Source organism: Paraburkholderia sp. BR14320, assembly GCF_040948665.1.
Taxonomy (GTDB): domain Bacteria; phylum Pseudomonadota; class Gammaproteobacteria; order Burkholderiales; family Burkholderiaceae; genus Paraburkholderia; species Paraburkholderia youngii.
The window spans coordinates 1-24,107 of the sequence record NZ_JBFPKG010000010.1; the positions used below are offsets into that span (position 1 = coordinate 1).

The following is a 24,107-nucleotide window of genomic DNA, read 5'->3' on the forward strand; positions in this document are numbered from 1 at the left end:
CCGTCATGCCTGATGACCATAGCGAGTCGGTCCCACCCCTTCCCATCCCGAACAGGACCGTGAAACGACTCCACGCCGATGATAGTGCGGATTGCCCGTGTGAAAGTAGGTAATCGTCAGGCTCCCCCACAAGCCAGAAACCCCACCCCCAGCGGTGGGGTTTTTGCGTTTACGCGGCCAATTCCGCGCGCTTCAACTACTTTCCGATCCGCAGCGCATCCGCGTAACCCGTCAGTTCCAGATAGGCCCGCCCTACATCCGCATTCTGTTGACTTACCCGCACCGCGCCTTCCCAATACACCGCGCCGGTCGACTGTCGTGAATCGAGTTCCTGATCGTCCATCAGCGGATCGAGTTGCCATGTCAGCGTTCCGGTTCTAACCGTCATCGAGACCGGGTACAAAGTGTTTGTGTGCGGCGACCGCCACATGCGACGCGGCGTGAACGAAACCTCGCCGGGGCCGAAGTTCGCTACCTGTCCATCGCGTCTGCGAAGCGTCGCGTGGGCCCACGTTGCATGTCCATCGCGGCTGCGGATCTTGAATGCCATGAGCGCCGACCCGTCCGTCAAATTGGCGCCGAGCCAATCCCATCCAACCGCATTGGCGTCGAGCAATGTGCTCGACCATTCGTGATCGAGCCATGCGGTACCCGTCACCACAGCATTGCGCGTCGTGTCGTTTGCACCCGCGGCCGGGCGCACCACAGTGCCCGTCACGCGGAGTTGCGGTTCGCTGTAGTAATAGCTTGCCTGTTCGGGACGCGGTCCTTTGCGCGAGTAACCGCGCTCGCCCTGAATCAGCGGAGACTGCATTGGCGCGAGTTGGAGGTGTAGCGAGAATCCGCTTGCGTCGGCGGTGATGTCGTAGTGGCCGTCCGCGGCGCGAATCATTTTCCATGCGTCGAGTTTGACGTCGGTGTTGTCGGGCCTCGCGTAGGCAAGCCCGAGACCTTGCCGAGCGATGCGCTGATCGTGAACGAGGTGGCCGATGGCCGGATCGCTCAACGCAGCGTGCGCAATGATCAGTTGCGAGGGGGCGAACGCGCTGGGGTCGGCCGCGTCGTGACCGGTCGCCGAACGGAAGAACGTGATCTGGAATCCGAGCGGTTGGTGGTCGGGTGTCGTGAGCCAGCCCGTCGCGTACCACCATTCGGTGCGGAATTCCGGATGGGCACCGGTGTCCCGCGGAAACGAGATCGGATGTTCTGGTGTAACTACCGCGAAGGCGGCCGGCGCGGATGCAGAGGAATCGCTGCTAGCGGCAAAAGACGGCGACACAGCGGCTATGCCAACGCAAAGTAGGCTCCGAAAAGTTCGATGCGGGTATTTGAGCAAAGATTTGCAGGTACTCCAGAGCAATCGCATCCCGCACGCACTTCGCGCAACTCGCATCACCAGTCCTCCTTCACCGCTCGTACGGCATCCACCGACACCGCACCGCGTCCCGCGAGCACCGCCGTCGTGCACGACAGTACGAGCATCACCGACGCGACCGTGCCCAGCACAAGCCACGGCACATGCAGCGACATGCTCCAGTGAAACGACTGCGGATTGACGACGAACACGAGAATCAGGCTGATCGCGAAACCAAGCGCGAAACCGAGCGCAATGCCGGATGCCGTGAGCAGGCCGCCCTCCGATGCGAGGATCGCGAGAATTTGCGCGCGCGTCACGCCGACGTGGCGCAACATCCCGAACTCGCGAGCCCGAGCAAGTGTCTGCGCGGAAAAGGTCGCGGCGACACCGAACAATCCGATCACGATCGCCACCGCCTCGAGGAGATACGTGACCGCGAAACTGCGATCGAAGATCACCAGCGTGCGCTCACGGATCTCCCCCGGTTGCGACATCTCGAGCGAAGCGCCGAACGGCAACGCCTTCAAACTTGCGACGACGCGTTCGACACTCACGCCCGGCACCACGGTCACCGCGACGTCGGTTGCGGTGGAGTCGCCGGTCAGCCGCCGATAGTCGCCAAGCCGTATCTGAATCGCGCCGCTCTGCCGCGCGTAGTCGCGCCAGACGCCGGCGACGACGAACCTCTGACCGTGCTCCCCGAGCGGCAACCGTACGCGTTGACCTAACTGATACCCATACAGGTCGACCATTGCTTCGGAAACCCAAATAGGTATGTCGCCGGTGCGAAGCGCGGACGGCGACAGCACCGCGCCGGTCATCTGGAGGGTCGCGCCCGGATCGGCCGCATCGATCTCGCGGGCGAGCAGCGCGACGTCCGGGCGGGCGGGATCGAGCGTCAGATGTGTGATGCGCGAGAACGCGGCGTTGCGGATGCCGGGCACCGTCGCGATGCGCGTCTGTTCATCGGGCCGCAAGCCGCCACTGTCACCGCTATTGCCGCCGGAGGTGACGCGCACGTACAGATCCGCGGAGAGCAGATGCGTGATCCAGTCGTCGACGGATACGCGGAAGCTGGCCACCATGATCGCCATCGCGACGATCAGCGCGAAGCTCGACAGCACGCCGCCCATCGCGATCGACGCCTGCCCCGGCGCATTCGCGAGACGCGCAATCGCGAGCGTACTCGTCGCGCCCGCGCGGCGTCGCGTGGCGCGTGCGCGACTCGCCGCGCCGAATATCAGCGCGGTCACGCGCGGCATCAGCGCGATGCCGCCGACGAGCAGCAGCGCGACCGCCAGATAACCAGCGATCGGCGCATCGAACCACGGTGGCATGCGCGTCAGCGCGGCGGCCGCCAGCAAACAGCCGAACGCCGGCCACGGCGTCGCGAGCCGTGCCAGCGCGGTCTCCTCGGCGCCGGCCTTGAGTGCCGCGGCAGGCCGTGCGCGTGCAGCATCGATGGCGGGTGCGACGCTGCCCAACACCGACACCGCCACCCCGAGTGCGAGAAACACCGCGCTCGCGAGCGGCTCGAAGCCGACTCGTGGTTGCACACCCGGAAAATAGCCGCCGCCGAGATCGCTGCCGAAAAAGCGCAGCGCACCGCTTGCCATCGCGTAGCCGAGCGCAAGTCCGCACAACGAGCCGAGCAGCCCGAGCAGCGCCCCTTCGAGCAGGATCTGCCGCAACAGCTGAGCTCGCGTGAGGCCGATCACACGCAGCATTGCGAATTGCGAGCGGCGTCGCACGACACCGAGTGCCTGCGTCGAAAACACGAGGAATGCGCCGGTGAACAGCGCGACCAGTGCGAGCACATTCATGTTGATCCGATAAGCACGCGACAGGCGATCGGTACGGCTCTCAGTATCGCGTGTTTCGGCGACTACCCAGGCACTGCCGAGCCGTTGCTGCAGATCGCGTTTGAAGCGTTGCCGATCCACACCGCGTTCGAGTTGCAAGTCGACGCGCGACAGCTTGCCCACCTTGTCGAACCGCCATTGCGCGGCGGCGATGTCCATCACCGCGAGCCGTTGACCCGGCCGCGTGCGCACGAGCCCGCCCGCGACGCGCAGCTGCAGATCCGAGGTGCCGACGCGCAGCGTCACGTCGCCGCCGGTCTTGACGTTCAGCCATTGCTGCGCGGCCGTCGACAGAAATATCGCATCGGAGGCGAGCGTGTCGAACGGGCGCGCAGGCGAGGGCACGCCGATCAGATCGGGCGTGATCCGGCTCGCCTTGAAGACGTCGATGCCGAGAATGGGCAGTGCACCGTTGCGGCCGGGCACCGCGACGTCGAGCGCGAGCACGGGACTCGCCAGCGCCACCCCCGGTTCGTTGGCCAGCTGCGGATAAAGGGACTCGTCGATGAAAGGCTGCGCGCCGCGCACTTGCAGATCCGCTTCGCCGGACAGACTGCGCGCGGCCGCGGAGAATTCATCGAAGGCCGCGCTGTTGATCAATTGCACCGCATAGCCGAGCGCGACGCCGAGCACGATCGTCGCGATTGCGACGAGTGCGCGTCCGCGATGGCTGCGCCATTCCGCGGCCAGTAGCCAGCGCGCGAGAACGCGATATCCGGGCGCGCGCGGCAGTGGCTGAAGGTCAGCGGCCATCGTCGGTCGAGCGGGCCGCGGCGTGCGCGATGTTCGCGGCTTTATCGCGCGCGGCATGCAATCCGCCGTCGCTCAGGATCAACACGCGGTCGGCCACGGCTGCCGCGGCTTCCGAATGCGTGACCATGATGGTCGCCGCGCCCGTCGCCTTGCTTTGCGCGCGGAACAGGCCGAGCACGTCGTGCGCGGTCGCGGGATCGAGGTTGCCGGTTGGTTCGTCGGCGAGAAGCAGCGTCGGACGATGCACGAGTGCGCGTGCAATGGCTACGCGCTGCAATTCGCCACCGGAGAGATCGCGCGGAAAATCGTCGCCGCGTCCGCCGAGGCCGACCGCCGCGAGCATGTCGAGCGCGGCGGCCGTCGGTAGATCATTGAGCAGCAGTGGCAGCGCGACGTTCTGCGCGAGCGTCAGATGCGGCAGCACATGAAACGCCTGGAATACGAAGCCGAGCTTCTGGCGGCGCAGACGCGTCGCGGCGTTATCGTCGAGTTGCTCGACCGGGCGTCCGTCGATCAGCACACTGCCGCTATCGGCGCGGTCGAGTCCGGCGATCAGGTTGAGCAAGGTCGACTTGCCGACGCCTGAGTCGCCCATGATCGCAACGAACTCTCCCGCAGCGAGTGTGAAGTCGAGCTGCGCGAGCACGATGCGGCCGATGCCGTACCGCTTGCTGAGGCCGCGGCATTCGAGTGCGGGTACGACGTCGTCGTCACGAAGCGCCATGCGAGGAGGTCCGGAAAAGGGGCCGGGCGAGGGGAGCTGGCCGGGCGAAATGAGTGTGCCTTGCCGCGCGAATTTGCGCAGCAGCTACCCGCGCCGTAACGCTGTTGTTCGTAAGGTAAATGGAAGATTCGCGCGCCTCGGTGGAACAAATTCAGAGCATCTTCATCTGAGGCGCTCAGCACGGTTGCCCCTGTTCGCCGGTCAATTTAGACCGCCACCACAAAAAAATTTTTTATCGTCGAACAGGGCAAATTCTTGTTCAAATGCGGGTCGTCGCCACTGGTCGAAAAGCACCGTGCAGCACGATCCGTTCCAGCCGTACCGGCCCCACAAACAGGCGATGTCTAAAAGCGGTCAACCTCCGGGTAATTGCGAGCTTTTGCAGCCAAATCAGCCCGGCCCGCCAAGCCGTTTGTAGTCATGTGCAAACGCACATTTTGATGCGTTTTGCAAGCGTCCACGTCGCAACAATCTAATCCGAAGGGATTTCGCGGCTGCTGCGATGCAAAATTATTCTTATCTTGGTAATCTCCCACCCTCGGTCGGTCGGCTGCGGGTAAACGTGTAGCGGGAAACCCCTCCACGCGTCAATTTCAGCGCACTCCAACTTACATTTCTATTTCAATGCCTGCTGTTTTGGCGGCATTGACGCAGCGTTTTGTACTTCAAGTTTTGACAGAGCACATGCCATTGCCTCTCCTAAGTCTTCTCATCTGGATCCCAATAGTCGCCGGCTTCGTGGTTCTGCGCGCCGGGTCCGACGCGGCGCGTAATCGCACGCGCTGGCTCGCGCTGATCGGCGCGGTGGCGGGTTTCTTGCCGGTGATTCCGGTCGTGGCGAATTTCCGCAACGACGTGACCTCGATGCAGTTCGTCGAGAACGTCCGCTGGTCGCCGACGTTCGATATCGCATGGCATGTGGGAATCGACGGGATTTCGCTGTGGCTCGTCGCGCTGACCGCGCTGACGACGATCATCATCGTGATCGCGTCATGGGAGTCGATCACGCAGCGCACCGCGCAGTACTACGGCGCGTTCCTGATGCTGTCGGGTTTCATGCAGGGCGTGTTCACGTCGCTCGACGGCATGATGTTCTTCGTTGCATTCGAGGCGACGCTGATCCCGCTGTACCTGCTGATCGGCACGTACGGTCACAAGAACCGCACGTATGCGGCGGTGAAGTTCTTCTTCGTGTCGTTCCTCGGCTCGCTGATGATGCTGATGTCGCTGCTCTATCTGTACAGCCAGACGCACAGCTTCGACCTCGCCGTGTGGCGCGAAGCGCATCTCGACATGGTGCCGCAGACGCTGATCTTCCTCGGCTTCCTCGCCGCGTTCGGTGTGAAGGTGCCGATGTGGCCGCTGCACACGTGGCTGCCCGACGTGCACCTCGACGGCCCGACCGGCGCCGCGGTGATGATCGGCATGCTGAAGATCGGCGGCTACGGTCTACTGCGTTTCGCGCTGCCGATCGCACCGCAAGCGAGCCACTTCTTTGCGCCGATGATGATCACGCTGTCACTCGTCGCGGTGATCTATTCGAGCCTGCTCGCACTCGTGCAAACCGACATGCGCCGCCTGCTCGCGTATTCGACGGTCGCGCATATGGGCCTCGTCACGCTTGGTCTGTTCGTCTTCAACCGCTTCGGTCAGGCCGGCGCAATCGTGCAGATGATCTCCTATGGCGTGGTGTCCGGCGCGATGCTGTTGTGCACCGGCATGCTGTACGACCGCACGAAGAGCGCATCGATCGCCGAATACGGCGGCGTCGCGAACACGATGCCGCGCTTTGCCGGTTTCGTGATGCTGTTCTCGATGGCCAACATCGGTCTGCCGGGCACGTCGGGTTTCGTCGGCGAATTCATGGTGCTGATGGGCGCGATCCGCTTCAACTTTTGGATCGGCGCGATCGCCGCGACCACGCTGATCCTGAGCGCGGCCTACACGCTGTGGATGTACAAGCGCGTGATCTTCGGCGCGATCGCCAATGCGCGCGTTGCGAATCTGAAGGACCTCGGCAAACGCGAGTTCGCGCTGCTCGGTGCGTTGGCGCTGCTCGTGCTCGCGATCGGACTTAATCCGAAGCCGTTTACCGATGCGATCGATCCGTCGGTCGGCACGCTGCTCGCGCAATCCGAACGCTCGGCGCTGCCTTCTGACAACGTGCCGGCCGAAGCTGGCGAGCATCTGCAGGCGGCGGTGCCCGGACCGGCACCCGTCGCCACGCACAATCCGGGTTAAAAGAACAGAGCGCAAGAACCGTTGTCGCATCCGCGCGTCAGGATGCGGCGACGCTTTTGCGCTTTTGCGCGTCGCTATCAACCCCTTTATGAATGCATGCACGGCGGAGTACTGCGAACCCGCCGCGCGCCCAGCGGTTTTCCAGCGCTTATTTGAAGGGGCTCTTGCGATGCGTCAACTTTTCGATGCTTCGTTTTGAAGCGTCGCAAACGACGCTGGTGAGTAGGGTGTGCGGGGAAATGCGGCAACGTGTCGCACTGCGGCGCGCTGCAATAGATCGTTGCAAATTCGAGTGTTTATTAGCATTCGATGCCCCCCTATTATGCGAGCGCTTATTACTGGAGAGCCGTCGAATGACGTTCGTTGAAGTCAAAAAAACGAGGCAGTGGATATGAAAGGACGGGCGCTGGGAAGGCCGGCAAGTTTCATTTCCGCCAGCCTCATGTTGCTGCTTTCGGGTTGCAGCAACCTCGATATTCTGAATCCGAAGGGGAGTGTGGGACTGGCGGAGCGTGATCTGATCGCGACTTCGGTGTGGGCCATGCTGATTGTCGTGGTGCCAGTCATTCTGATGACACTGTTTTTCGCGTGGCGTTATCGCGCGTCGAATAGAAACGCCGAATACAAACCGGGGTGGACGCATTCCACCGCGATCGAAGTCGTCGTCTGGACGATTCCGGCGCTGATCATTTTGTTCCTCGCCGTGTTGACGTGGAAGAGCACGCATGAGCTCGATCCGTATCGTCCGCTCGAGTCGGAGGTCAAGCCGATCAACGTCGAAGTCGTCGCGCTCGACTGGAAGTGGCTGTTCATCTATCCGGACCTCGGTATCGCGTCGGTGAACCAGCTCGCGATCCCGGTGGGCACGCCGGTGAACTTCCGGATCACGTCGGACACGGTGATGAACTCTTTCTTCATCCCGCAATTGGGCGGCCAGATCTACGCGATGGCAGGCATGCAGACGCGCCTGCACCTGATCGCCGATCACGCTGGCGACTACGCGGGCCTCGCGGCGAACTTCAGCGGCAAGGGCTTCTCGGACATGAAGTTCCGTACGCTCGCCTCGTCGCCTGAAGAGTTCAACGCCTGGGTCGAGAAGGTGCGCGCTTCGTCGGACCGCCTCGACATGGACCGCTATCACGCGGTATCGGAACCGAGCGAAAAGGACCCTGTGCGGTACTTCTCGACCGTCGATCCGAAGCTCTTCAACAACATCATTGCCAAATACAACAACGGCAACGTCATCGACAACATGAAAGACGCCAACTGTGCGCCTAAGGGGTAACTCATGTTCGGAAAACTCACTCTCGATGCGATTCCGTATCACGAGCCCATCATCGTCACGGCGGGCGCCGGCATGGCCCTCGCCGCATTGGCGGTGCTCGGCGGAATCACGTATTTCGGCAAATGGCGCTACCTGTGGAGCGAATGGCTGACGTCCGTCGACCATAAGAAGATCGGTGTCATGTACATCGTCGTTGCGTTCATCATGCTGCTGCGCGGCTTTGCCGACGCAATCATGATGCGTATGCAGCTGGCGCTGTCGTACCTGAGCCCAGGCTATTTGCCGCCGCATCACTACGACCAGATCTTCACCGCGCACGGCGTCATCATGATCTTCTTCATGGCGATGACGTTCATGATCGGTTTGATGAACATCATCGTGCCGCTACAGATCGGCGCGCGCGACGTCGCTTTCCCGTTCATCAACTCGCTGAGCTTCTGGCTGACGGCAGTCAGCGCGATTTTGATCAACATTTCGCTGGTGGTTGGTGAATTCGCACAGACGGGCTGGCTCGCTTATCCGCCGTTGTCGGAATTGCAGTTCAGTCCGGGTGTCGGCGTCGACTACTACCTGTGGAGTCTGCAGATCTCCGGTGTCGGCACGTTGCTGACCGGTGTGAACTTCTTCGTGACGATCGTGAAGATGCGCGCTCCGGGCATGTCGTGGATGAAGATGCCGGTATTCACGTGGACCTCGTTGTGCGCGAACGTGCTGATCATGGCGTCGTTCCCGATCCTGACCGTCACGCTCGCGCTGCTCGGTCTCGACCGTTACCTCGGCATGCACTTCTTCACGAACGAAGCCGGCGGCAACGCGATGCTGTACCTGAACCTGATCTGGGCCTGGGGTCACCCCGAGGTGTACATCCTGGTCCTGCCGGCGTTCGGTATCTTCTCGGAAGTCGTCGCGACCTTCGCGAAGAAGCCGCTGTTCGGCTACAAGACGATGGTCTGGGCGACTTGCGCGATCATGGTGCTGTCGTTCCTCGTGTGGCTGCATCACTTCTTCACGATGGGCTCGGGCGCGGACGTGAACGCGTTCTTCGGCATCGCGACGATGGTGATCTCGATTCCGACCGGCGTTAAAGTGTTCAACTGGCTGTTCACGATCTACAAGGGCCGTCTGCAATTCACGACCCCGGTTCTGTGGACGATCGGCTTCATCATCACGTTCACGATCGGCGGTATGACCGGCGTGATGCTGGCGATCCCGGGCGCGGACTTCATGCTGCACAACAGCCTGTTCCTGATCGCTCACTTCCACAACGTGATTATCGGTGGCGTGCTGTTCGGCTATCTGGCTGGCTTCAACTACTGGTTCCCGAAGGCGTTCGGCTTCAGGCTGAACGAGAAGCTCGGCAAGGCCGCGTTCTGGTTCTGGCAGATCGGTTTTTGGGTCGCATTCACGCCGCTGTACGTGCTCGGCTTCATGGGCGCGACTCGTCGTCTGAACCACTACGACAACCCGGACTGGCACCCGTGGATGATCATCGCCGCATTCGGCGCGGTGCTGATCGCAATCGGTATCGCTTGCCAGCTGCTGCAACTGGTCGTCAGCATCCGCGATCGCAACAAGATGGAAAACCGCGACCTCACGGGCGATCCGTGGGACGGTCATACGCTGGAATGGGCGACGAGCTCGCCGCCGCCGGTTTATAACTTCGCGCACATCCCGGATGTCCGCTCGCTCGACGCGTTCAGCGAAATGAAGTCGCGCAAGGGCGGTGTCAAAGTGCCGGCGTATCGCGACATTCACATGCCGTCGAATACGTCCGCGGGTCTGCTGGTGGGGCTGTTCTCGCTGGTGCTCGGATTTGCAGCCGTGTGGCACATCTGGTGGCTTGCGATCGTTGGCCTGGTTGGCACCGTGCTCACCGTGATCGTCTACAGCTTCATGGACAACGACGGCTATTACATTCCGGCGGACACTGTCGCGCTGATTGAAGAGAAACGCAACGGCGGTGCTGGCGCCGTGGCCGGTGTCGGCGCAGGCGTCGGCAAGCAGGTCGCGCTGGAGGTGGACTGATGTTACAGAAGACTATTGCGGTTGAGCCGCATCTCGCGCCGGACCACGTGCCGTCGCACTCGGTGTTCGGCTTTTGGGTGTACCTGATGACCGACTGCATCATCTTCGCGGCACTGTTCGCAGTGTTCGCGGTGATGAGCCAGCAGTTCGCGGGCGGTCCGACCGGTAAGGAGCTGTTCGAGATTCCCGGCGTCGCGCTCGAAACGACGATGCTGCTGCTCTCGAGTATCACCTACGGCTTCGCGATGCTCGGCGCGCACAAGAACCGCAAGGGCGTGCTGCTCGGCTGGCTCGGCGTGACTTTCCTGCTGGGTCTCTCGTTCCTCGTGCTGGAATTGCGCGAGTTCTCGCACATGATCGCCGAAGGCGCGGGTCCGAGCCGCAGCGCGTTCCTGTCGTCGTTCTTCACGCTGGTCGGCACGCACGGTCTGCACGTGACGTTCGGCCTGATCTGGATGGTGGTGCTGGCGCTGCAGGTGCTGCGTCATCGCGACCTGACCGAACGCGACATGATCCGTCTGACGTGCCTGAGCCTTTTCTGGCACTTCCTCGACGTCGTGTGGATCGGCGTTTTCACCTTTGTCTATCTTGCGAGCGTGATCTAAATGGACCATAGCCATAGCGCCCATGGCGCACACTCGGAAGGCGGTCACGGCAGCTTCGGCAGCTATATGACGGGCTTCGTGCTCTCAGTCATTCTGACCGTCGCGGCATTTGCGATCGTGATGACCGGCACGTTGACGGGCCAGAGCGCGTTGTTCGCGATCGCGGGCCTCGCGGTCGTGCAGATCCTCGTGCATCTGGTGTTCTTCCTGCATATGAACGCGTCGTCGTCGCAGCGCTGGAATGTGACGGCGTTTGTGTTCACTGCGTTGACCGCGGTTATCGTGGTTGGCGGAACGTTGTGGGTGATGCATAACGTCAGTATGAACATGATGTCGCGCTAAACGGATAATGCTTTAGCGTTAGCTTCGATAAAAAGCCCCGCAAGATTGCGATCTTGCGGGGCTTTTGCTTTGATGGCGGCATGACGAGAGAGAACCCGAAACCTTATGCGACAGACATATCAGACGAAGAATGGGGCTTCGTCTGTAACGTGACAATGTTATTGAGTGGACGATTGGTTTGTCCGATCAGCGAGAAAACCTAACGTTCCAATTCTTTGAGACGCTTGACGTCGCGCAGCCTATCGATACAGTCGACTTGATTTTCAATCATGGTTTGCCGACGCGGTTTCGCGAAACTCGCATGTGCGGTGAAATCGGCGATCTCGCTCCACTCAACGGGACAGGCTCCTGGTAACCGGCCTGAATCGCAGACGGTTGCACCGGTATGCGTTTGTCTGGGTAGTATTGCAGTGATCGACTTTGCTCAGTGGCTTTCGATGCGCTGAAAAGGCCCGGTGTGTCGAGCTCGAGTTATCCCCGCAAGTGCACGATACCCCCGACACCCACCCGCAACCCCTCGAAACCAAGGACCCCCCATGCCCCACCTCAAACCCCTCGAATACGCCGACGCATCCCCCGAAGTCCGCGCCGTCTACGACGACATCAAAGCGACTCGCCAGGTCGACGACGTGAACAACTTCTGGAAGTACATCGCGCAGCATCCGCCGACCCTCGCGCGCACGTGGGACAGCCTGAAGGAAGTGATGGCGCCCGGCGCGCTCGATCCACTCGTCAAGGAACTGCTGTACGTCGCGGTCAGCGTGACGAACAACTGCGGCTATTGCGTCGCGAGCCACACGGCGGCCGCGCGGCGCGCCGGCATGACCGACGAGATGTTCGGCGAGTTGCAGGCGATCGTCGGAATGGCTAACGAGACGAACCGGCTCGCGGTCGGCTATCGCGTGCCGATCGATCCGGCCTTCGAATAAGAGCATGAAGCGCACGTTGCGGCCCGATCGTACCGACCCGGCCCGCAACGCATGCATGCTTGCGCCGTTGCACGCAGCGGCGCGAGGCCTCGTGCTTACAGCGGCACGACCTTGATCGGCTCCGGATGGCAGACCGGGGTATAGACCGGCTCGCAGCCGTAGTGCACCGGATGGCAGGGATTGTAGGAGGGCGGGTTGTAGTAGGACGGCCCGCGAACCGGCGGTTTTTCGCCGTAACACGAAGGCGGGTATTCCGGCGAGTGGCACGAGTGGCCGCCGCGTACGGACTGTGCAGCTACGTGGTCGAGGTCGTCGCAGCGCGACAGGTCGGCAAGGGTCAAGTTGGACATGATGAATCTCCGGCAACGTTGGATGGGTAGCGAGCGCGCAAATGCTTTACGCTCGGGCGTTCCTGTTGCACGCACCATGCCATGGGGCGGGATTCAACGTCTGTACTGGCGCGAGCGCTGATCGACTGCCTCCGCGCAGTCGGTAACTGATCGTCGTCGGCCAACTTGCGGCAGGCCGGTGTCGTCCAGCCGCCAACACGTCGGCCGATCAGCGCTTGCTCCATCCGGCGAGCAACGCGGGTAGCTCGGCCATCTCCTTGAACACGTGCACCGCGCCCGCGCCATGCAGCGCGGTCGCGCTGCTGTGGCCGAGGTGCGTCGGGCAATAGCCGAATACCGTCGCACCGGCCGCGACGCCCGCGGTTGTGCCCGTCACCGTATCCTCGACTACCGCGCAGCGTGCCGGGTCGACGCCGAGTGCCGCGGCCGCGGCGAGGTAGACGTCGGGAAACGGCTTGCTGCGCGGCATTTCGTGTCCGCTGAAGATGCGTCCTTCGAAGCAGTCGAGGAGGCCGGCCTTCACGAGCTGCAATTCGATCTTGATGCGATCCGCGCCCGACGCCACCGCAATGCGTCCGTTCAACGTTCGGTGCAGCGCGTGTACCGCGAAAGACGCGCCGTCGATCGCACGCAACTCCCTGTCGAGCGCCGCGTTGCGACGCGCGCGGAACTGCGCCAGCCACTCGGCCGTGATGGCAAAGCCGGTGTGCGCTTCGATCAGTTCGGCTTCGTCCTTGACCATCTTGCCGACGAAAATGCGCATCGTCTCTTCGACGCTCATATGCCAGCCGAGCTCGCCGAGCATTTCGGTGAGCACGTGATTCGTGATGGGTTCGGAATCGACGAGCACGCCGTCGCAGTCGAAGAGCACGGCGTCGAAAGGAAAATCGGCCATCGGGGAGGGTATGGATAGAGTTTGCTAAACCGGCAAGGATACCCCACCGGCTCGCGGGCCGCAGCGCGATGGCCGCTCGTCACGCGCGCGCAGTCATTCCCTGTACCCGTCGCTCAGCGTCTGCAGGAACGCGATAATGTCCCGAATGTCCTGGTCGTTCATCGCGGGTTGATCGCCGAACTTGCGGTCGAACGGCGCGTCGGCGACATCGATGTTGGCGTGATACCGCGGCGGCAGATCGTCGTACTTGATCACCTTGCCCGACGCATCGCGTGGATAGATCTTGTCCGGCGCCGTGTCGCGCAGATTGTAGAAGTCCATCACGTGCTTCAGGTCGTGATACACGCCGTTGTGAAAGAACACCTTGCGTTCGGCGACGTTGCGCAGCGTCGGCGTGAGGAACATGCCACAGTACTGGGTCTGCTTCGCGAGGTCGTCGCGAAACGGTCCGCATATCCCCATGTCGAAGAACTTCGGGTCATTGTTGATCGGAATCGCCGGATTGCGCGGCACACCCAATGCCTCGTATTGCGTATCGGTGAAGAGCGGCGGGAGGCCATCGCGGCTCGGCTGGCTCAGGTGGCAGCCCGCGCAATTCGCCTTGTTCTTATCGTTGAACAGTTGCAGACCGTGCAGTTCGGCATGCGTGAGCCGCGCCTTGCCTTCGAGCCAGTAGTCGTACTTGCTCGTGAACGCATGAAACGACGGATCTTCGATCTGATAGCGCCCCACCGCGAACATCGCTTCGGAAATCAGCAGGCTCGGGTTGTTCCCGATGCCAGCTCCGAAGATCCGTTTGAACTGATCGAGGTAGCGCGTTTGCAGCAGCTTTCGCGCGACGTCGGCTTCGCTCGCGTTGGCCATCTCGACCGGATTCGTCAGCGGGCCGATTGCCTGGTTCTGCAACGTATCGGCGCGGCCGTCCCAGAACAGGCCGCCTTGCGGCACCATCGCCGGCGTCTTGGGCGCGGCGAGCGCGGTCTTCTGCGCGCGTTGCATGCCGGCGGCCTGCGAGGCGAGCTGCGTCATGTCGACGGGAACGTCGGTATCGCCCTGATCGGGGCCGATGCTGAACGGCGCCTGCCGGTACAGATATGCGAGCGATGGGGGTGGACGATAGCCGGCCTGGTCAAGATGCGAGCCGCCCATCTGCACCGGCAACGCGTTATCCGGTCCATACGAATGCTGCGGCGAGTGACATGTCGCGCACGACTGCTGACCCGACGCGGACAGCGTCTTGTCGAAGAAGATCTGTTTGCCGAGCACCGCAACCGCACTGAGCGGCGCTTGCTGCGGACGCATCAGATGCACCGGATGCGGATTCGCACCGGTGATCTCCTCGACGATTTCGCCTACCGCCGGCGGCATCCACTCCGGATACACGAGTGCGTACGCGGAGAACGCGGCAAAGCCGAGCACGACAGTCGCTACGCTTCCCGCGTACAGCCGCAGCCACGCGCGGCGAGTGCTCGCGGAGTCCAGCAGCGGCGCTGGTGCAAATGCGTCTGACGGTCGGTTCATGACGTTGACGAATAGATCGATCGGATACTAAACAGCGACTTACACGTCAGCGGCACCCGCTCAGGTCGACGGCGGCGACGACAGCTTCGTGCCGAGGTTTTCGTCGAGATACAACGGCGCGGTGTTGCCCGTACCCGAGAAATTGAACATGTTCATGATGCTGCCCGCCGTCGCATCGAAAGAGCCGCCGCCGAGGCGCTGGCCGCCGAGCCAGTTGTCCTCGATAAAGCGCACCACCGACGCCTGCGTGATCGGCGTGTCGTCGACGAAGTTGACCTTCGCCCACGGCGACACGACGATGAATGGCGTGCGCGTCCCCGGCCCGCAGCGGCCGTTCACCACGTCGCCGTTGACGCCTTGCGGCTGTACCGCGCCCGCGGCCGTGCACTGGCCCGCCGCGCTGAGGTTGTCGCTGCCGGCCACCGTCGCGCCGCCCGCCGATTGCGGACTCGTCGAGTCGAACGACGCGCTCGTCGGCGCCTTGTAGCGGTGGTCGTACCAGCCGTCCGAATCGTCGTAGGCAATGATCACCGCGGTGTTCTTCCAGTCAGGCTGCTGTTCGAGGAAGTTGATCACCTTCGTGACGAACGCCTGCTCGTCGATCGGGTCCGAGTTGCCCGGGTGGCCGTCGCCGATGGCCGGCGCCTTCAGGAAGTTGACCGACGGGTAGTTGCCGGCCTTCACCGCGGTGAAGAAATCGTCGGTGTCGTACTGGTGATGCACCGGGGTCGCGGAGTTATCGAGCGGATCGGTCGCACCGATCGCCGCCGTCGACGACGGCCGCGTATGCGCGAGGTTCGCCGTACTCGCGTAGTACTGGAACCACGCGTGGTGCTGCACGTAGTCGGCCTTGCTCGCGTTGAGCACCTGCGAGAACGTCGAACGCGCGCAGCCGGTCGTGCCGTTCGTGTTGACGGTCTGCAGATTGAAGCCGCCCATGAAGCCGCCCCACGTGATGTTCTTCGCGTTCAGCAGGTCGCCGATGTTCCTGTTCTTCGACGACATCGCGCCGGTCACCTTGCTGCCCGCCGCGATCGTGCAGGCGTCGCCGGTCGGGTCGAGGTCGCCGATCATCGTGTTGCCGCCGGCCGAGTCGGGGATTGCGTTGGCCGACGTGCCGCCCGTCAGGATCACGCCGTTGTTCTGGCCGGACACGACTGCGAGTGCGCCGGGCGTCGACGGTCCGTAGGTATCCGTGTACGCGTTCTGGTTCATCGCGAAGTTCTGCGCGTAGTTCCACATCGCGGTGACCGTGTTGCCGTCGAAGTAGCCGAGCACCTGGCCTTTCGTCGCGAACGCGCCGGTGCTGCCGGCGATCGTCGTGCCGGCCGCCGTGAACAGCGGGAACGAATCCATCGCGCCGTTGTTATACGCGAGCTGCTCGGCCGCGTACGCGTGATTCTGGCTCGACGTATTCGCCTGCGAGCGATCGAGGCGGAACGGCAGCAGGTCCGCGGCCGGCAGCCCGAGACCCGCGATCGGCACCGTGCCGACCGTGCGGCCCGCCGTGTTCGGCGAGCTCGCCAGCGCGTTCGGGTTCGATGTCAGCAGATTGTTGCTGCTGAGGTTGTTGACTGTCGGCGTGCCCGCGGCCGCGGTGAATTGCGGTTCGCCGACCGGGTTGGCCGCTTGCGGATAGGTGCCGAAGTAATGATCGAACGACACGTTCTCGCCGAAAATCACGACGACATGCTTGATCGGCGTCGCGGTCGTCAGCGAGTCCTGCGCGGACACCGGGGCGGCCGGCGACGATGCGCCCGTGGTCGACGCCGCGGGCGTGCTGACGCTGTTGTTGCCGCAGCCGGCGAGCATCAGCATCGCAGCGAACGGAATGGGTAACAAAGCTCTACGGAACATGTGACTGACTCCAGATTCGACCTTCGCCGCGGAATATGGGTAGAAATGCCGTTGCTGTTACTGTTGTTGCCGCAATCAGGCTGCCGACGATTTCAGCAGTCCGCGATTAAAGATTCGAGTCGCGGACATTACGCCGGCTATCGGTTCCCATTCATCTCCCTGACTTCCGGTTCGCGCCGCGCTAATCGTGAAGCGCTTTCTTCCCGCCGCACTTTTTTGCACGCAGAGCGACGGATTTCCCCCAATTGACCCGTTGAAGCAGAAACGGGGCCACGCTGTGTCCGGCTCTTTTCGGTCCTATGGGAGAAAACGACATGATCTCTAACCGCATGAGTCGCCTGCTCGGTTCCACGCTGAGCGCCGCGCTGTGCTGCGCGGCCACGCTGACGGCCACACCCGCCTTCGCGCAAGTGGTGATCGCGCCAATGGCGCCGCCGCCGCGCGTCGAAGTCGTGCCCGCGCCGCGGGACGGCTACGTATGGGATCAGGGCCGCTGGCGCTGGGAGCATGGCCGCTATGTGTGGGCGCCGGGCCACTGGCAGCCGGTGCGCGTGGGCTATCGCTGGGTGCCCGGCCATTGGGCGCAACGTGGGCCGCACTGGCGCTGGATCGAAGGACATTGGGCTTGAGCGAGGCTTGCGATGAAAACACTCGTGATGATTCTGCTGGCGGCCTCGCTCGCCGGCTGTGTGGTCTATCCGGCACGTCCGGCCTATTACCGTCCGGCGGTCGTCGTATATTGACCGCGTACGTGATACCAGGCCGGATAGCGGCGTAGCGGCAGCAAAACCATACAACACGACAGCTGAAGGAGCGGCGGCAAGTGAACGACGTTGATCCCGTGATGCGGCCCGCACGCGAACGCGCGCGCGTGACGTCGCGACGGAGCCGCACGCCTTGAGCGACGCGCCGCCCGATCCGGACGCCGAGCTGATCGCGCGGGTGGGCCGCGAGGAGCCCGGCGCGGTCCGCTCGCTGGTCGCGCGCAAGCTGCCGCGGCTGCTCGCGCTCGCCACGCGCATGCTCGGTGATCGCATGGAAGCGGAGGATGTCGCGCAGGAGGTCTTCGTGCGAATCTGGAAACAGGCGGCTCGCTGGCGCGAAGGCGAAGCGAAATTCGACACGTGGATGCATCGGGTCGCGCTCAATCTTTGCTACGACCGTTTGCGCGGCCAGCGCGAAGACCCGAGCGACGAACTGCCCGACACGGCCGATCCCGCCGCGCCACCCGACGCGCGGCTCGAAGCACGCGCCGACCACGCGCGCGTGCGCGCGGCGCTCGCCGCGCTGCCGGCGCGACAGCGCGAAGCGCTCGTGCTGAGCTATTACCAGGAAATGTCGAACGTCGACGCTGCCGCCTTGATGGGCGTCAGCGTCGATGCGCTGGAGAGTCTGCTGAGCCGCGCGCGCCGCGGTTTGCGCGCTCAACTGGCCGGCAGCGGCCTTAGCAAGGACAAGTCATGACGCCCGAAAGATTCCAACAGATCGTTGCAGCGTACGGCGCCGACGCGCGTCGCTGGCCGGAGCGCGAACGCGCGGCCGCGCTGGAGTGGGCGCGCGCGCATCGCGACGAAGCCGACGCGGCGTTGAGCGATGCGGCCGGCCTCGACGCATGGCTCGCCGCGGACTGGATCGAGCCGCCGAGCCTCGAACTGCAGCGTCGCATCATCGATGGCGCGCCAGCGCGACGCCCGGCCGCGCGCTGGCGTTTTTGGTGGTCGGGCGCGGCGGTGGCAGGCGTCGGGCTGCTAGGGGGCGTGGCTGGCGCGCTCGCGGTGTCGTTCTTCGTGCTGACCGAGAACGCGCCGGTCGTGCATGAATCCTCGTATCTGACTTCGAGCTTCGGCGGCAGCTCCGCCGATTGGAGCGGCGAATGAACGGGCGCTCGTGGAAATTTGCGCTGCTGGGCTCCGCGGTGCTCAACGTGTTCCTGCTCGGCGCGATCGCCGGCGGCGCGTATCAGTGGTTCGCCGCGCACGGTGCGAATCAGCCGGTGGCGCCGGACCAGCGCGCGTTGCGGTTCGCCGCCGAGCCGCTGTCGGCGCAGCAGCGCCAGGCGTTTATCGACGGCCTGAAGAACGCGCGGCGCGACGGTCGCCAGTATGCGCGTGACGCTCGCGAAGGGCGTCGCGAGGTATTGCGGTTGCTCGCCGCGCCGCAGTTCGATCGCGCCGCGCTCGATGCCGCGCTCGCGCGTACCCGCGCGGCCGACAGCAATCTGCGCGCGATGGTCGAAGCGAGCGTCGCCGATTTCGCGGCGACGCTGACGCCCGAGGAGCGCGTCAAATTCGCCGAGAGCTTGAAGCTGCGCGGGCAATGGCGCGAAGCGCAGCCCGCTCCGAACACGAAGAAGCCGGAGGCGAATGGCGCATCCGGCGAATAGAAAAATGCGTGCGGTGGCGACGGATTTTCGTGTGTCGGCCGTTTAACGGACATGCAGGCGTGTTACCTGCCGACGAGGATCGTATGGCCCACTCACCGAATCTGAATGCCGCGGCGATCGCACTGAACCGCTTCGGCCTCGGCGCGCGCGCCGACGATACGCCGCCAGCCGATCCGAAGGGATGGCTGCTCGCGCAGTTCGAGCAGTATCAGCCGCGGCCGGACGCGTGGGCGAACCAGCCCGATTCGATCGCGTTGTCGACGCAGCTCGTGCAGCAGCGCATGCAGATCGAGCAGCAGGCGAAACAGAAGGCGGGCGAAGAATCCAACTCGAACCAGAGTGCGAACAACCGCGCGACCAACATCGCCAGCAACGCGGCAGCAGCCAGCCAGACCGACGCGCAAGCTGCAAAGCAATCCGAGCGAAAGGCGTTTCGCGTCGAAATACTCGACATGTATCGCTCATCGGTGAATGCGCGAGTCGCCAGCGCGCTGAGCACTCAGACGCCATTTATCGAACGCCTCGTGCATTTCTGGGCGAACCACTTTGCGGTATCGGCGGAAAAGCCCGGCGTCGCGGCGCTCGCCGGGTCGTTCGAAGCGGAGGCGATTCGCCCTCACGTGCTGGGCCGTTTCGAGGACATGCTGGTCGCCGTCGAGCGTCATCCGGCCATGCAGCTGTTCCTCGATCAGACGCGCTCGGTTGGTCCCGACAGCATGGCCGCGCTGCGCGCCGCGCAACGCAATCCGGACAACAGACGCGGACTCAACGAGAACCTCGCGCGCGAGATCATGGAACTGCATACCCTCGGCGTGCGCAGCGGCTATAGCCAGGACGACGTGACCGAATTCGCGCGTGCGCTGACCGGCTGGAGTCTCGTCGGCAATCCGGGCAACGGCGGCGCCAATCCAAACCGGCGCACGCAGGAGCCAGGCGGCGAACCCGGCAGCTTCGTGTTTCGCCAGGCGCTGCACGAACCGGGCTCGCGCACGATCATGGGACGCCGCTACGACGAAGCCGGCGAACAGCAGGCGCTCGCGATCCTGCACGACCTCGCGCACGCGCCGGCCACCGCGCAGCATATCGGCACGAAGCTCGCGCGCCATTTCGTCGCCGATAATCCGCCGGCTGGCGTGAGCGCTCGTCTGGCCGATGCGTTCGCTCGCAGCGACGGCGATCTGCCGACCGTCTATCGCGCGTTGATCGATACACCGCAAGCGTGGTCGCCGGGCGCGGTGAAGTTCAAGACTCCGTGGGAGTGGACCATTTCGTCGATGCGCGGACTCGGCTGGCACGACCTCGGTAATCTGCAGAGCGCGCCGATCCTGACGCAGCTAGGCCAGCCGGTGTGGCGGCCGGGTTCGCCCGCCGGCTATGACGATATCGCCGCGAGCTGGGCCGCGCCCGATGCGCTCGTGCGCCGCGTCGAAGTCGCGCAACGTTTCGCTTCGCGCGTGGGTGACCGGCTCGATGCGCGCTCGCTCGGCCAGACCTTGCTGGCTGGCTCGCTCAGCGAGCCGACGGCCACGGCGGTATCGCGCGCGGAAAGCGCGTCGACGGCGATCGCGCTGCTGCTCGTATCGCCCGATTTTCAACGGAGGTGAACGCCATGCTGTCACGCCGCCAGTTTCTGAGCGTCGCCGCCGTCGGTGCCGGCGCACTGCTCGTGTCGCCGCGAATTGCGTTCGCGCATGTCGCGACCGACCGCCGCTTCGTGTTCGTGATCCAGCGTGGCGCGGCCGATGGCCTGAACATCGTCGTGCCTTACGCGGACCCCGCGTATGCGAGTTTGCGCGGACCGCTCGCAATCGATGCGTCGAACGCGCCGCATCTGGACGGCACGTTCGCGCTGCATCCGGCGCTCGCGCAAATGGCGAAGCTGTACGCGCAACGCGAGGCGCTGTTCGTGCACGCGGTCGCTTCGCCGTATCGCGACCGCTCGCATTTCGACGGACAGAATGTGCTGGAAACCGGCGGCACATCGCCGTATCAGACAAAGGATGGTTGGCTCAACCGGCTCGCCGCGCAATTGCCCGCGACCCGCGAGAACGCGATCGCGTTCGCGCCGACCGTGCCGATGGCGCTGCGCGGTCCCGCTTCGGTGACGTCGTATGCGCCGTCGGCGTTGCCGCAGGCGCCCGATGATCTGCTCGCGCGCGTGTCGCAGCTGTACGAGCAGGACGCGCAGTTGCGTCCGCTGTGGGAATCGGCGATGGCGGCGCGCGGCGTCGCGGGCGATGCCGGCGCACGTCAGGACCCGGCGAGCCTCGGCAAGCTCGCGGCGAGTTTTCTGGCGCGCGACGACGGTCCGCGTATCGCGATGATCGAGACCGGCGGGTGGGATACGCACAGCGCGCAGAATGCGCGGCTCGCGAATCAGCTGAAGGCGCTCGACACGATGCTCGCGGCGTTGCGCGACGGCATGGGACCATCGTGGAGCAAGACCACGGTGCTGGTCGCGACGGAGTTCGGCCGGACCGCGGCCGCGAACGGCACGGGCGGCACCGATCACGGCACCGGCTCTGTCGCGATGGTGCTGGGCGGCTCGGTGCAGGGCGGTCGCGTGATAGCGGATTGGCCGGGGCTCGCGCCGCATCAGCTGTATCAGTCGCGTGACCTGAGGCCGACCAGCTCGCTCGATGCGTTGATCGCTGGCGCCGCGAGTGAGAGCCTCGGGCTCGATCCGGAACGCACGGCAGCGGCGCTGTTTGGCCGGACGGTGGCGGGCAGACCGATGACGGGCGTCGTACGGGCGTGACGCGTGGATGGTTGGCGCGGCGAGCGAACGTATTGCGCTCAATCCGGAGCGCACCGCGGCCGCGCTATTCGGCCGGAGGATCGCGGCGCTCGGCCGACTCCAACGCGCAGTGAGACCTCAACGCGCGCAGACGGACGCTTCGCCTTGATTCGCCGCGACCTGATGCGTCGCGTGCACCGAGCGCTCGCCGACGCGATGATAGCGGCGGCCGTAGTAGATCAGCGCATCGCCCGCGTCCTGCGTTCGCGTGGCCTTCACCGAGCAGAAGAGCACCGTGTGCGTGCCGACGACTGGGGATTAGCGGGAGACACCGCACGCATCGCAGGTTCGCGGCGCTCCCGTTCGCGAGTCGGATGCCGACGCTCAGCTTCCACCACCTCCGCGGGACGGGAAATTCAGCGTGAGCTTATTGGTCACCGAGGTCACGCCTGGCACGCCTTTCGCCACGTCGGCAGCCTGCTGGATCATGCCGCTTTCAGGCACCGAGCCGGTCAGCGTCACCGCGCCGCCGCGCGCCCGCACGAACACGTTCGAGACGTTGAAGCCCTGCGCTCTCGCGAGCGCGCGCCGCACGTCGCGGCCGAGCTTGCGATCCGCCGCACGCGTCGATTGGGTGGTCGTGGCCGGCGCGGCTGCCGTGGCGGCAGGCGCCTGAGCGTCGCTTGCCTGCGCGTAGGCGCTGGATGCGGTTGCCACGCACAATGCAATTCCGAGCATCTTCAAAAGATTGACTGTTTTCACGGTTTCACCATCCTCGAAAAGTTGATGTCGCTTCCTTGCATGTTAGAAACGTCGCGCTTTTGTCGAGCTGGTCCCGACTCTGGGAAGTGCCTGTCTTGTAGAGGAGTGGCGGTTTGGGCCCTTCCGGCGCGGTTAAACGATACTCCTGGCGGGGCTGGCATGCCAAAAAACCGTACCGCGGGGAGGTGCGACCAGCTATAAGCGCGGGCGGGTGGCGGCCAGTTTGTCCCAGAACGACGGGGGCAACGAAATCCTCGAGTCTCCTTTACCGGCATCTCCGCGGGAAAACTCGACGGACGGACCGAGATAGCGGGGCGGCGAATACGGATTCAGCGAGTATCGCAGGCCCGTTGACCAAAAAAGATCGGGGACAGGCGTGCTGAAAGTGCGCTGTGCAAGCAGCCTCCCGCTCTTTGCATCGAATAGTCGGCCGACATATTCAGGGCTCCCGCTGCGGCCCGGAGTCCATCGCAACAGGCAAAGCTCTGCTCTGTATATGCCGTCGACAGGTGCCGAATGACGACACTCGAGTCCATGCGGAGTATGGTCGAAGAGCCCAAAATAAAGCCCTGCGCTAAGACCAGCCAATAATGCAGCACGCTTAAGGATGCGCTTCATAGGTAGAGCACGATCGGCGGGAAAAGCGGAACGTAGCGACGGTCCGAGTAGATGATGAAATCGCCGCCACGCTGATGTCAACTTCGACGTGTTGAAATTGAAAAAACTGATGCAGATGCTGGGGATCATCCCGACAGATATGGTGCGTAGATAGCTCACTACTATGCCTGTAGAAACGGAGCTTCTTGTGAAGCACTTGAAGTGCCGCTGGTGACCGTATTGCATCGTTGACCAGGAAGTCGTATTTCCGTTTGGCGCGAGCGAACTTCAGTACCCAGTCCATCTTTATCGTGGTTGTATCGTACATGTCAGGCGGGTATGGCTTGCCCTCCTGATTGATTTCTTTGAGCTCGTCGCTGGGTACTGCGGAGTAGTTCAATCGGCCGGCAAACCATCGCTCCATCAACTTCGCTCCGATAGGCATCATTTCTTTGCGCAGAGCGTTCGGAATCTCCTGGATATCGAATAGCGGTACCGTCTTTTTCAGGGCGACGATCTTCGTCGCTTCGGACGGTTTGGACGGCACAGGTGTGTTCAACCATGTTCTGAAACGGGAAACCGAATCGGCGACCTTGAGAAGATCGTTGATCATTTTTACGGTTGGATCAGGTTTGGGAGACTTGGCTGGGCGAGGCACGGCATTCGATTTCGCGACTGGCGAGGCCGGAAACGGCGGCGGTGCCTTGTCCGTCGAAAGCGAGACCTCATGCACGATCCGAGCCCCGTCTTGCTTCTTCCAACGCCAAAACAGCTTGTCGATCTTGTAGTAAGAGTATTTGTCGTCGTGGTTCATGGGCGCTTACGGCTCTTAAGCATAAGTGAATGGAACCGGATCGCCTCAAACGTTCGAATTCGACCATT

21 protein-coding genes, 1 rRNA gene and 2 pseudogenes are annotated in these 24,107 nt (G+C 63.4%); 13 read left to right on the forward strand and 11 right to left on the reverse strand.

Annotated elements, in window-relative coordinates; all coding sequences use genetic code 11:
• Positions 1–8: 8 nt before the first annotated feature.
• Positions 9–122, forward strand: a 5S ribosomal RNA gene (rrf, locus tag AB3X89_RS12330).
• Between the two features lie 74 nt (positions 123–196).
• Here rrf and AB3X89_RS12335 read toward each other — a convergent pair.
• The 3 genes from AB3X89_RS12335 to AB3X89_RS12345 form a co-directional block, all read right to left on the reverse strand.
• Complete coding sequence (locus AB3X89_RS12335; RefSeq protein WP_368583520.1) at positions 197–1,279, reverse strand: lipocalin-like domain-containing protein; 1,083 nt, start codon at positions 1,277–1,279, stop codon at positions 197–199.
• A gap of 113 nt (positions 1,280–1,392) precedes the next feature.
• Entirely contained in the window at positions 1,393–3,972 is a 2,580-nt protein-coding gene (locus AB3X89_RS12340; RefSeq protein WP_368583521.1) for an FtsX-like permease family protein, read from the reverse strand.
• On the reverse strand, positions 3,962–4,696 hold the full coding sequence (locus AB3X89_RS12345; RefSeq protein ID WP_368583522.1) for an ABC transporter ATP-binding protein: 735 nt from the start codon (positions 4,694–4,696) through the stop codon (positions 3,962–3,964). The genes AB3X89_RS12340 and AB3X89_RS12345 overlap by 11 nt, the downstream gene beginning before the upstream one ends.
• 684 nt (positions 4,697–5,380) lie before the next feature.
• On the opposite strand from AB3X89_RS12345, the gene AB3X89_RS12350 reads away from it, so the two are divergent.
• The 6 genes from AB3X89_RS12350 (at position 5,381) to AB3X89_RS12375 (ending at position 12,123) form a co-directional block, all read left to right on the forward strand.
• Entirely contained in the window at positions 5,381–6,937 is a 1,557-nt protein-coding gene (locus tag AB3X89_RS12350) for an NADH-quinone oxidoreductase subunit M (RefSeq protein WP_368583523.1), read from the forward strand.
• Between the two features lie 391 nt (positions 6,938–7,328).
• Positions 7,329–8,222, forward strand: a complete 894-nt coding sequence (gene cyoA / locus AB3X89_RS12355; RefSeq protein ID WP_368583524.1) for a ubiquinol oxidase subunit II — start codon at positions 7,329–7,331, stop codon at positions 8,220–8,222.
• Positions 8,223–8,225: 3 nt separating this feature from the next.
• Positions 8,226–10,247 (forward strand): cytochrome o ubiquinol oxidase subunit I, encoded by a 2,022-nt coding sequence (gene cyoB, locus AB3X89_RS12360; RefSeq protein ID WP_368583525.1) that lies wholly within the window; start codon positions 8,226–8,228, stop codon positions 10,245–10,247.
• A complete protein-coding gene (gene cyoC, locus AB3X89_RS12365; protein WP_368583526.1) occupies positions 10,247–10,852 on the forward strand; it encodes a cytochrome o ubiquinol oxidase subunit III in 606 nt (201 codons plus the stop codon). The genes cyoB and cyoC overlap by 1 nt, the downstream gene beginning before the upstream one ends.
• Complete coding sequence (gene cyoD / locus AB3X89_RS12370) at positions 10,853–11,194, forward strand: cytochrome o ubiquinol oxidase subunit IV (RefSeq protein ID WP_018437951.1); 342 nt, start codon at positions 10,853–10,855, stop codon at positions 11,192–11,194. It abuts the gene before it with no gap.
• Positions 11,195–11,730: 536 nt separating this feature from the next.
• The gene (locus tag AB3X89_RS12375; RefSeq protein WP_368583527.1) at positions 11,731–12,123 is read left to right on the forward strand and encodes a carboxymuconolactone decarboxylase family protein; all 393 of its coding nucleotides are present in this window, start codon (positions 11,731–11,733) and stop codon (positions 12,121–12,123) included.
• A 95-nt stretch (positions 12,124–12,218) separates the two neighbouring features.
• Here the strand turns inward: AB3X89_RS12375 and AB3X89_RS12380 are convergent, their stop codons facing one another.
• The 4 genes from AB3X89_RS12380 to AB3X89_RS12395 all read right to left on the reverse strand — a co-directional run bounded on the left by AB3X89_RS12380 (position 12,219) and on the right by AB3X89_RS12395 (position 16,746).
• Entirely contained in the window at positions 12,219–12,473 is a 255-nt protein-coding gene (locus AB3X89_RS12380) for a hypothetical protein (protein ID WP_368583528.1), read from the reverse strand.
• A gap of 208 nt (positions 12,474–12,681) precedes the next feature.
• A complete protein-coding gene (locus AB3X89_RS12385; RefSeq protein WP_368583529.1) occupies positions 12,682–13,368 on the reverse strand; it encodes an HAD family hydrolase in 687 nt (228 codons plus the stop codon).
• A gap of 93 nt (positions 13,369–13,461) precedes the next feature.
• Positions 13,462–14,889, reverse strand: a complete 1,428-nt coding sequence (locus tag AB3X89_RS12390; RefSeq protein ID WP_368583530.1) for a cytochrome-c peroxidase — start codon at positions 14,887–14,889, stop codon at positions 13,462–13,464.
• Between the two features lie 60 nt (positions 14,890–14,949).
• Entirely contained in the window at positions 14,950–16,746 is a 1,797-nt protein-coding gene (locus AB3X89_RS12395) for an alkaline phosphatase family protein (protein ID WP_368583531.1), read from the reverse strand.
• A 314-nt stretch (positions 16,747–17,060) separates the two neighbouring features.
• Between AB3X89_RS12395 and AB3X89_RS12400 the strand changes: the two genes are divergently transcribed.
• The 6 genes and pseudogenes from AB3X89_RS12400 to AB3X89_RS12425 all read left to right on the forward strand — a co-directional run bounded on the left by AB3X89_RS12400 (position 17,061) and on the right by AB3X89_RS12425 (position 21,887).
• The gene (locus AB3X89_RS12400) at positions 17,061–17,375 is read left to right on the forward strand and encodes a YXWGXW repeat-containing protein (RefSeq protein ID WP_368583532.1); all 315 of its coding nucleotides are present in this window, start codon (positions 17,061–17,063) and stop codon (positions 17,373–17,375) included.
• A 238-nt stretch (positions 17,376–17,613) separates the two neighbouring features.
• Positions 17,614–18,210: pseudogene (locus AB3X89_RS12405) on the forward strand (RNA polymerase sigma factor); the annotation flags it as partial.
• The gene (locus tag AB3X89_RS12410; RefSeq protein WP_368583533.1) at positions 18,207–18,623 is read left to right on the forward strand and encodes a hypothetical protein; all 417 of its coding nucleotides are present in this window, start codon (positions 18,207–18,209) and stop codon (positions 18,621–18,623) included. The pseudogene AB3X89_RS12405 and the gene AB3X89_RS12410, both read left to right, overlap by 4 nt.
• Complete coding sequence (locus tag AB3X89_RS12415; RefSeq protein WP_368583534.1) at positions 18,620–19,129, forward strand: periplasmic heavy metal sensor; 510 nt, start codon at positions 18,620–18,622, stop codon at positions 19,127–19,129. The genes AB3X89_RS12410 and AB3X89_RS12415 overlap by 4 nt, the downstream gene beginning before the upstream one ends.
• An 83-nt stretch (positions 19,130–19,212) precedes the next feature.
• On the forward strand, positions 19,213–20,733 hold the full coding sequence (locus tag AB3X89_RS12420) for a DUF1800 family protein (RefSeq protein ID WP_368583535.1): 1,521 nt from the start codon (positions 19,213–19,215) through the stop codon (positions 20,731–20,733).
• A 5-nt stretch (positions 20,734–20,738) separates the two neighbouring features.
• On the forward strand, positions 20,739–21,887 hold the full coding sequence (locus tag AB3X89_RS12425) for a DUF1501 domain-containing protein (RefSeq protein ID WP_368583536.1): 1,149 nt from the start codon (positions 20,739–20,741) through the stop codon (positions 21,885–21,887).
• Positions 21,888–22,004: 117 nt separating this feature from the next.
• Here the strand turns inward: AB3X89_RS12425 and AB3X89_RS12430 are convergent, their stop codons facing one another.
• The 4 genes and pseudogenes from AB3X89_RS12430 to AB3X89_RS12445 form a co-directional block, all read right to left on the reverse strand.
• Entirely contained in the window at positions 22,005–22,145 is a 141-nt protein-coding gene (locus AB3X89_RS12430; RefSeq protein ID WP_368583537.1) for a hypothetical protein, read from the reverse strand.
• A gap of 105 nt (positions 22,146–22,250) precedes the next feature.
• On the reverse strand, positions 22,251–22,628 hold the full coding sequence (locus AB3X89_RS12435) for a BON domain-containing protein (RefSeq protein ID WP_368583538.1): 378 nt from the start codon (positions 22,626–22,628) through the stop codon (positions 22,251–22,253).
• Between the two features lie 614 nt (positions 22,629–23,242).
• Positions 23,243–23,302 carry a hypothetical protein gene (locus AB3X89_RS12440; protein WP_368583671.1) on the reverse strand — a complete coding sequence of 20 codons (60 nt, stop codon included), beginning with the start codon at positions 23,300–23,302 and terminating at the stop codon, positions 23,243–23,245.
• Positions 23,303–23,391: 89 nt separating this feature from the next.
• Positions 23,392–24,039, reverse strand: a pseudogene (locus AB3X89_RS12445) (DUF6402 family protein); the annotation flags it as partial.
• Positions 24,040–24,107 lie beyond the last annotated feature (68 nt).

Excerpts from the sequence above, each read along its gene's own strand:
- AB3X89_RS12410 (WP_368583533.1), top strand. The coding sequence starts at position 18,207 with ATGACGCCCGAAAGATTCCAACAGATCGTTGCAGCGTACGGCGCCGAC.
- AB3X89_RS12425 (WP_368583536.1), top strand. The coding sequence starts at position 20,739 with ATGCTGTCACGCCGCCAGTTTCTGAGCGTCGCCGCCGTCGGTGCCGGC.
- AB3X89_RS12420 (WP_368583535.1), top strand. The coding sequence starts at position 19,213 with ATGGCCCACTCACCGAATCTGAATGCCGCGGCGATCGCACTGAACCGC.
- cyoD (WP_018437951.1), top strand. The coding sequence starts at position 10,853 with ATGGACCATAGCCATAGCGCCCATGGCGCACACTCGGAAGGCGGTCAC.
- AB3X89_RS12340 (WP_368583521.1), bottom strand. The coding sequence starts at position 3,972 with ATGGCCGCTGACCTTCAGCCACTGCCGCGCGCGCCCGGATATCGCGTT.
- AB3X89_RS12385 (WP_368583529.1), bottom strand. The coding sequence starts at position 13,368 with ATGGCCGATTTTCCTTTCGACGCCGTGCTCTTCGACTGCGACGGCGTG.
- AB3X89_RS12345 (WP_368583522.1), bottom strand. The coding sequence starts at position 4,696 with ATGGCGCTTCGTGACGACGACGTCGTACCCGCACTCGAATGCCGCGGC.
- cyoB (WP_368583525.1), top strand. The coding sequence starts at position 8,226 with ATGTTCGGAAAACTCACTCTCGATGCGATTCCGTATCACGAGCCCATC.
- AB3X89_RS12400 (WP_368583532.1), top strand. The coding sequence starts at position 17,061 with ATGATCTCTAACCGCATGAGTCGCCTGCTCGGTTCCACGCTGAGCGCC.
- AB3X89_RS12380 (WP_368583528.1), bottom strand. The coding sequence starts at position 12,473 with ATGTCCAACTTGACCCTTGCCGACCTGTCGCGCTGCGACGACCTCGAC.
- AB3X89_RS12375 (WP_368583527.1), top strand. The coding sequence starts at position 11,731 with ATGCCCCACCTCAAACCCCTCGAATACGCCGACGCATCCCCCGAAGTC.
- cyoC (WP_368583526.1), top strand. The coding sequence starts at position 10,247 with ATGTTACAGAAGACTATTGCGGTTGAGCCGCATCTCGCGCCGGACCAC.
- AB3X89_RS12350 (WP_368583523.1), top strand. The coding sequence starts at position 5,381 with ATGCCATTGCCTCTCCTAAGTCTTCTCATCTGGATCCCAATAGTCGCC.
- AB3X89_RS12415 (WP_368583534.1), top strand. The coding sequence starts at position 18,620 with ATGAACGGGCGCTCGTGGAAATTTGCGCTGCTGGGCTCCGCGGTGCTC.
- AB3X89_RS12390 (WP_368583530.1), bottom strand. The coding sequence starts at position 14,889 with ATGAACCGACCGTCAGACGCATTTGCACCAGCGCCGCTGCTGGACTCC.
- AB3X89_RS12395 (WP_368583531.1), bottom strand. The coding sequence starts at position 16,746 with ATGTTCCGTAGAGCTTTGTTACCCATTCCGTTCGCTGCGATGCTGATG.
- cyoA (WP_368583524.1), top strand. The coding sequence starts at position 7,329 with ATGAAAGGACGGGCGCTGGGAAGGCCGGCAAGTTTCATTTCCGCCAGC.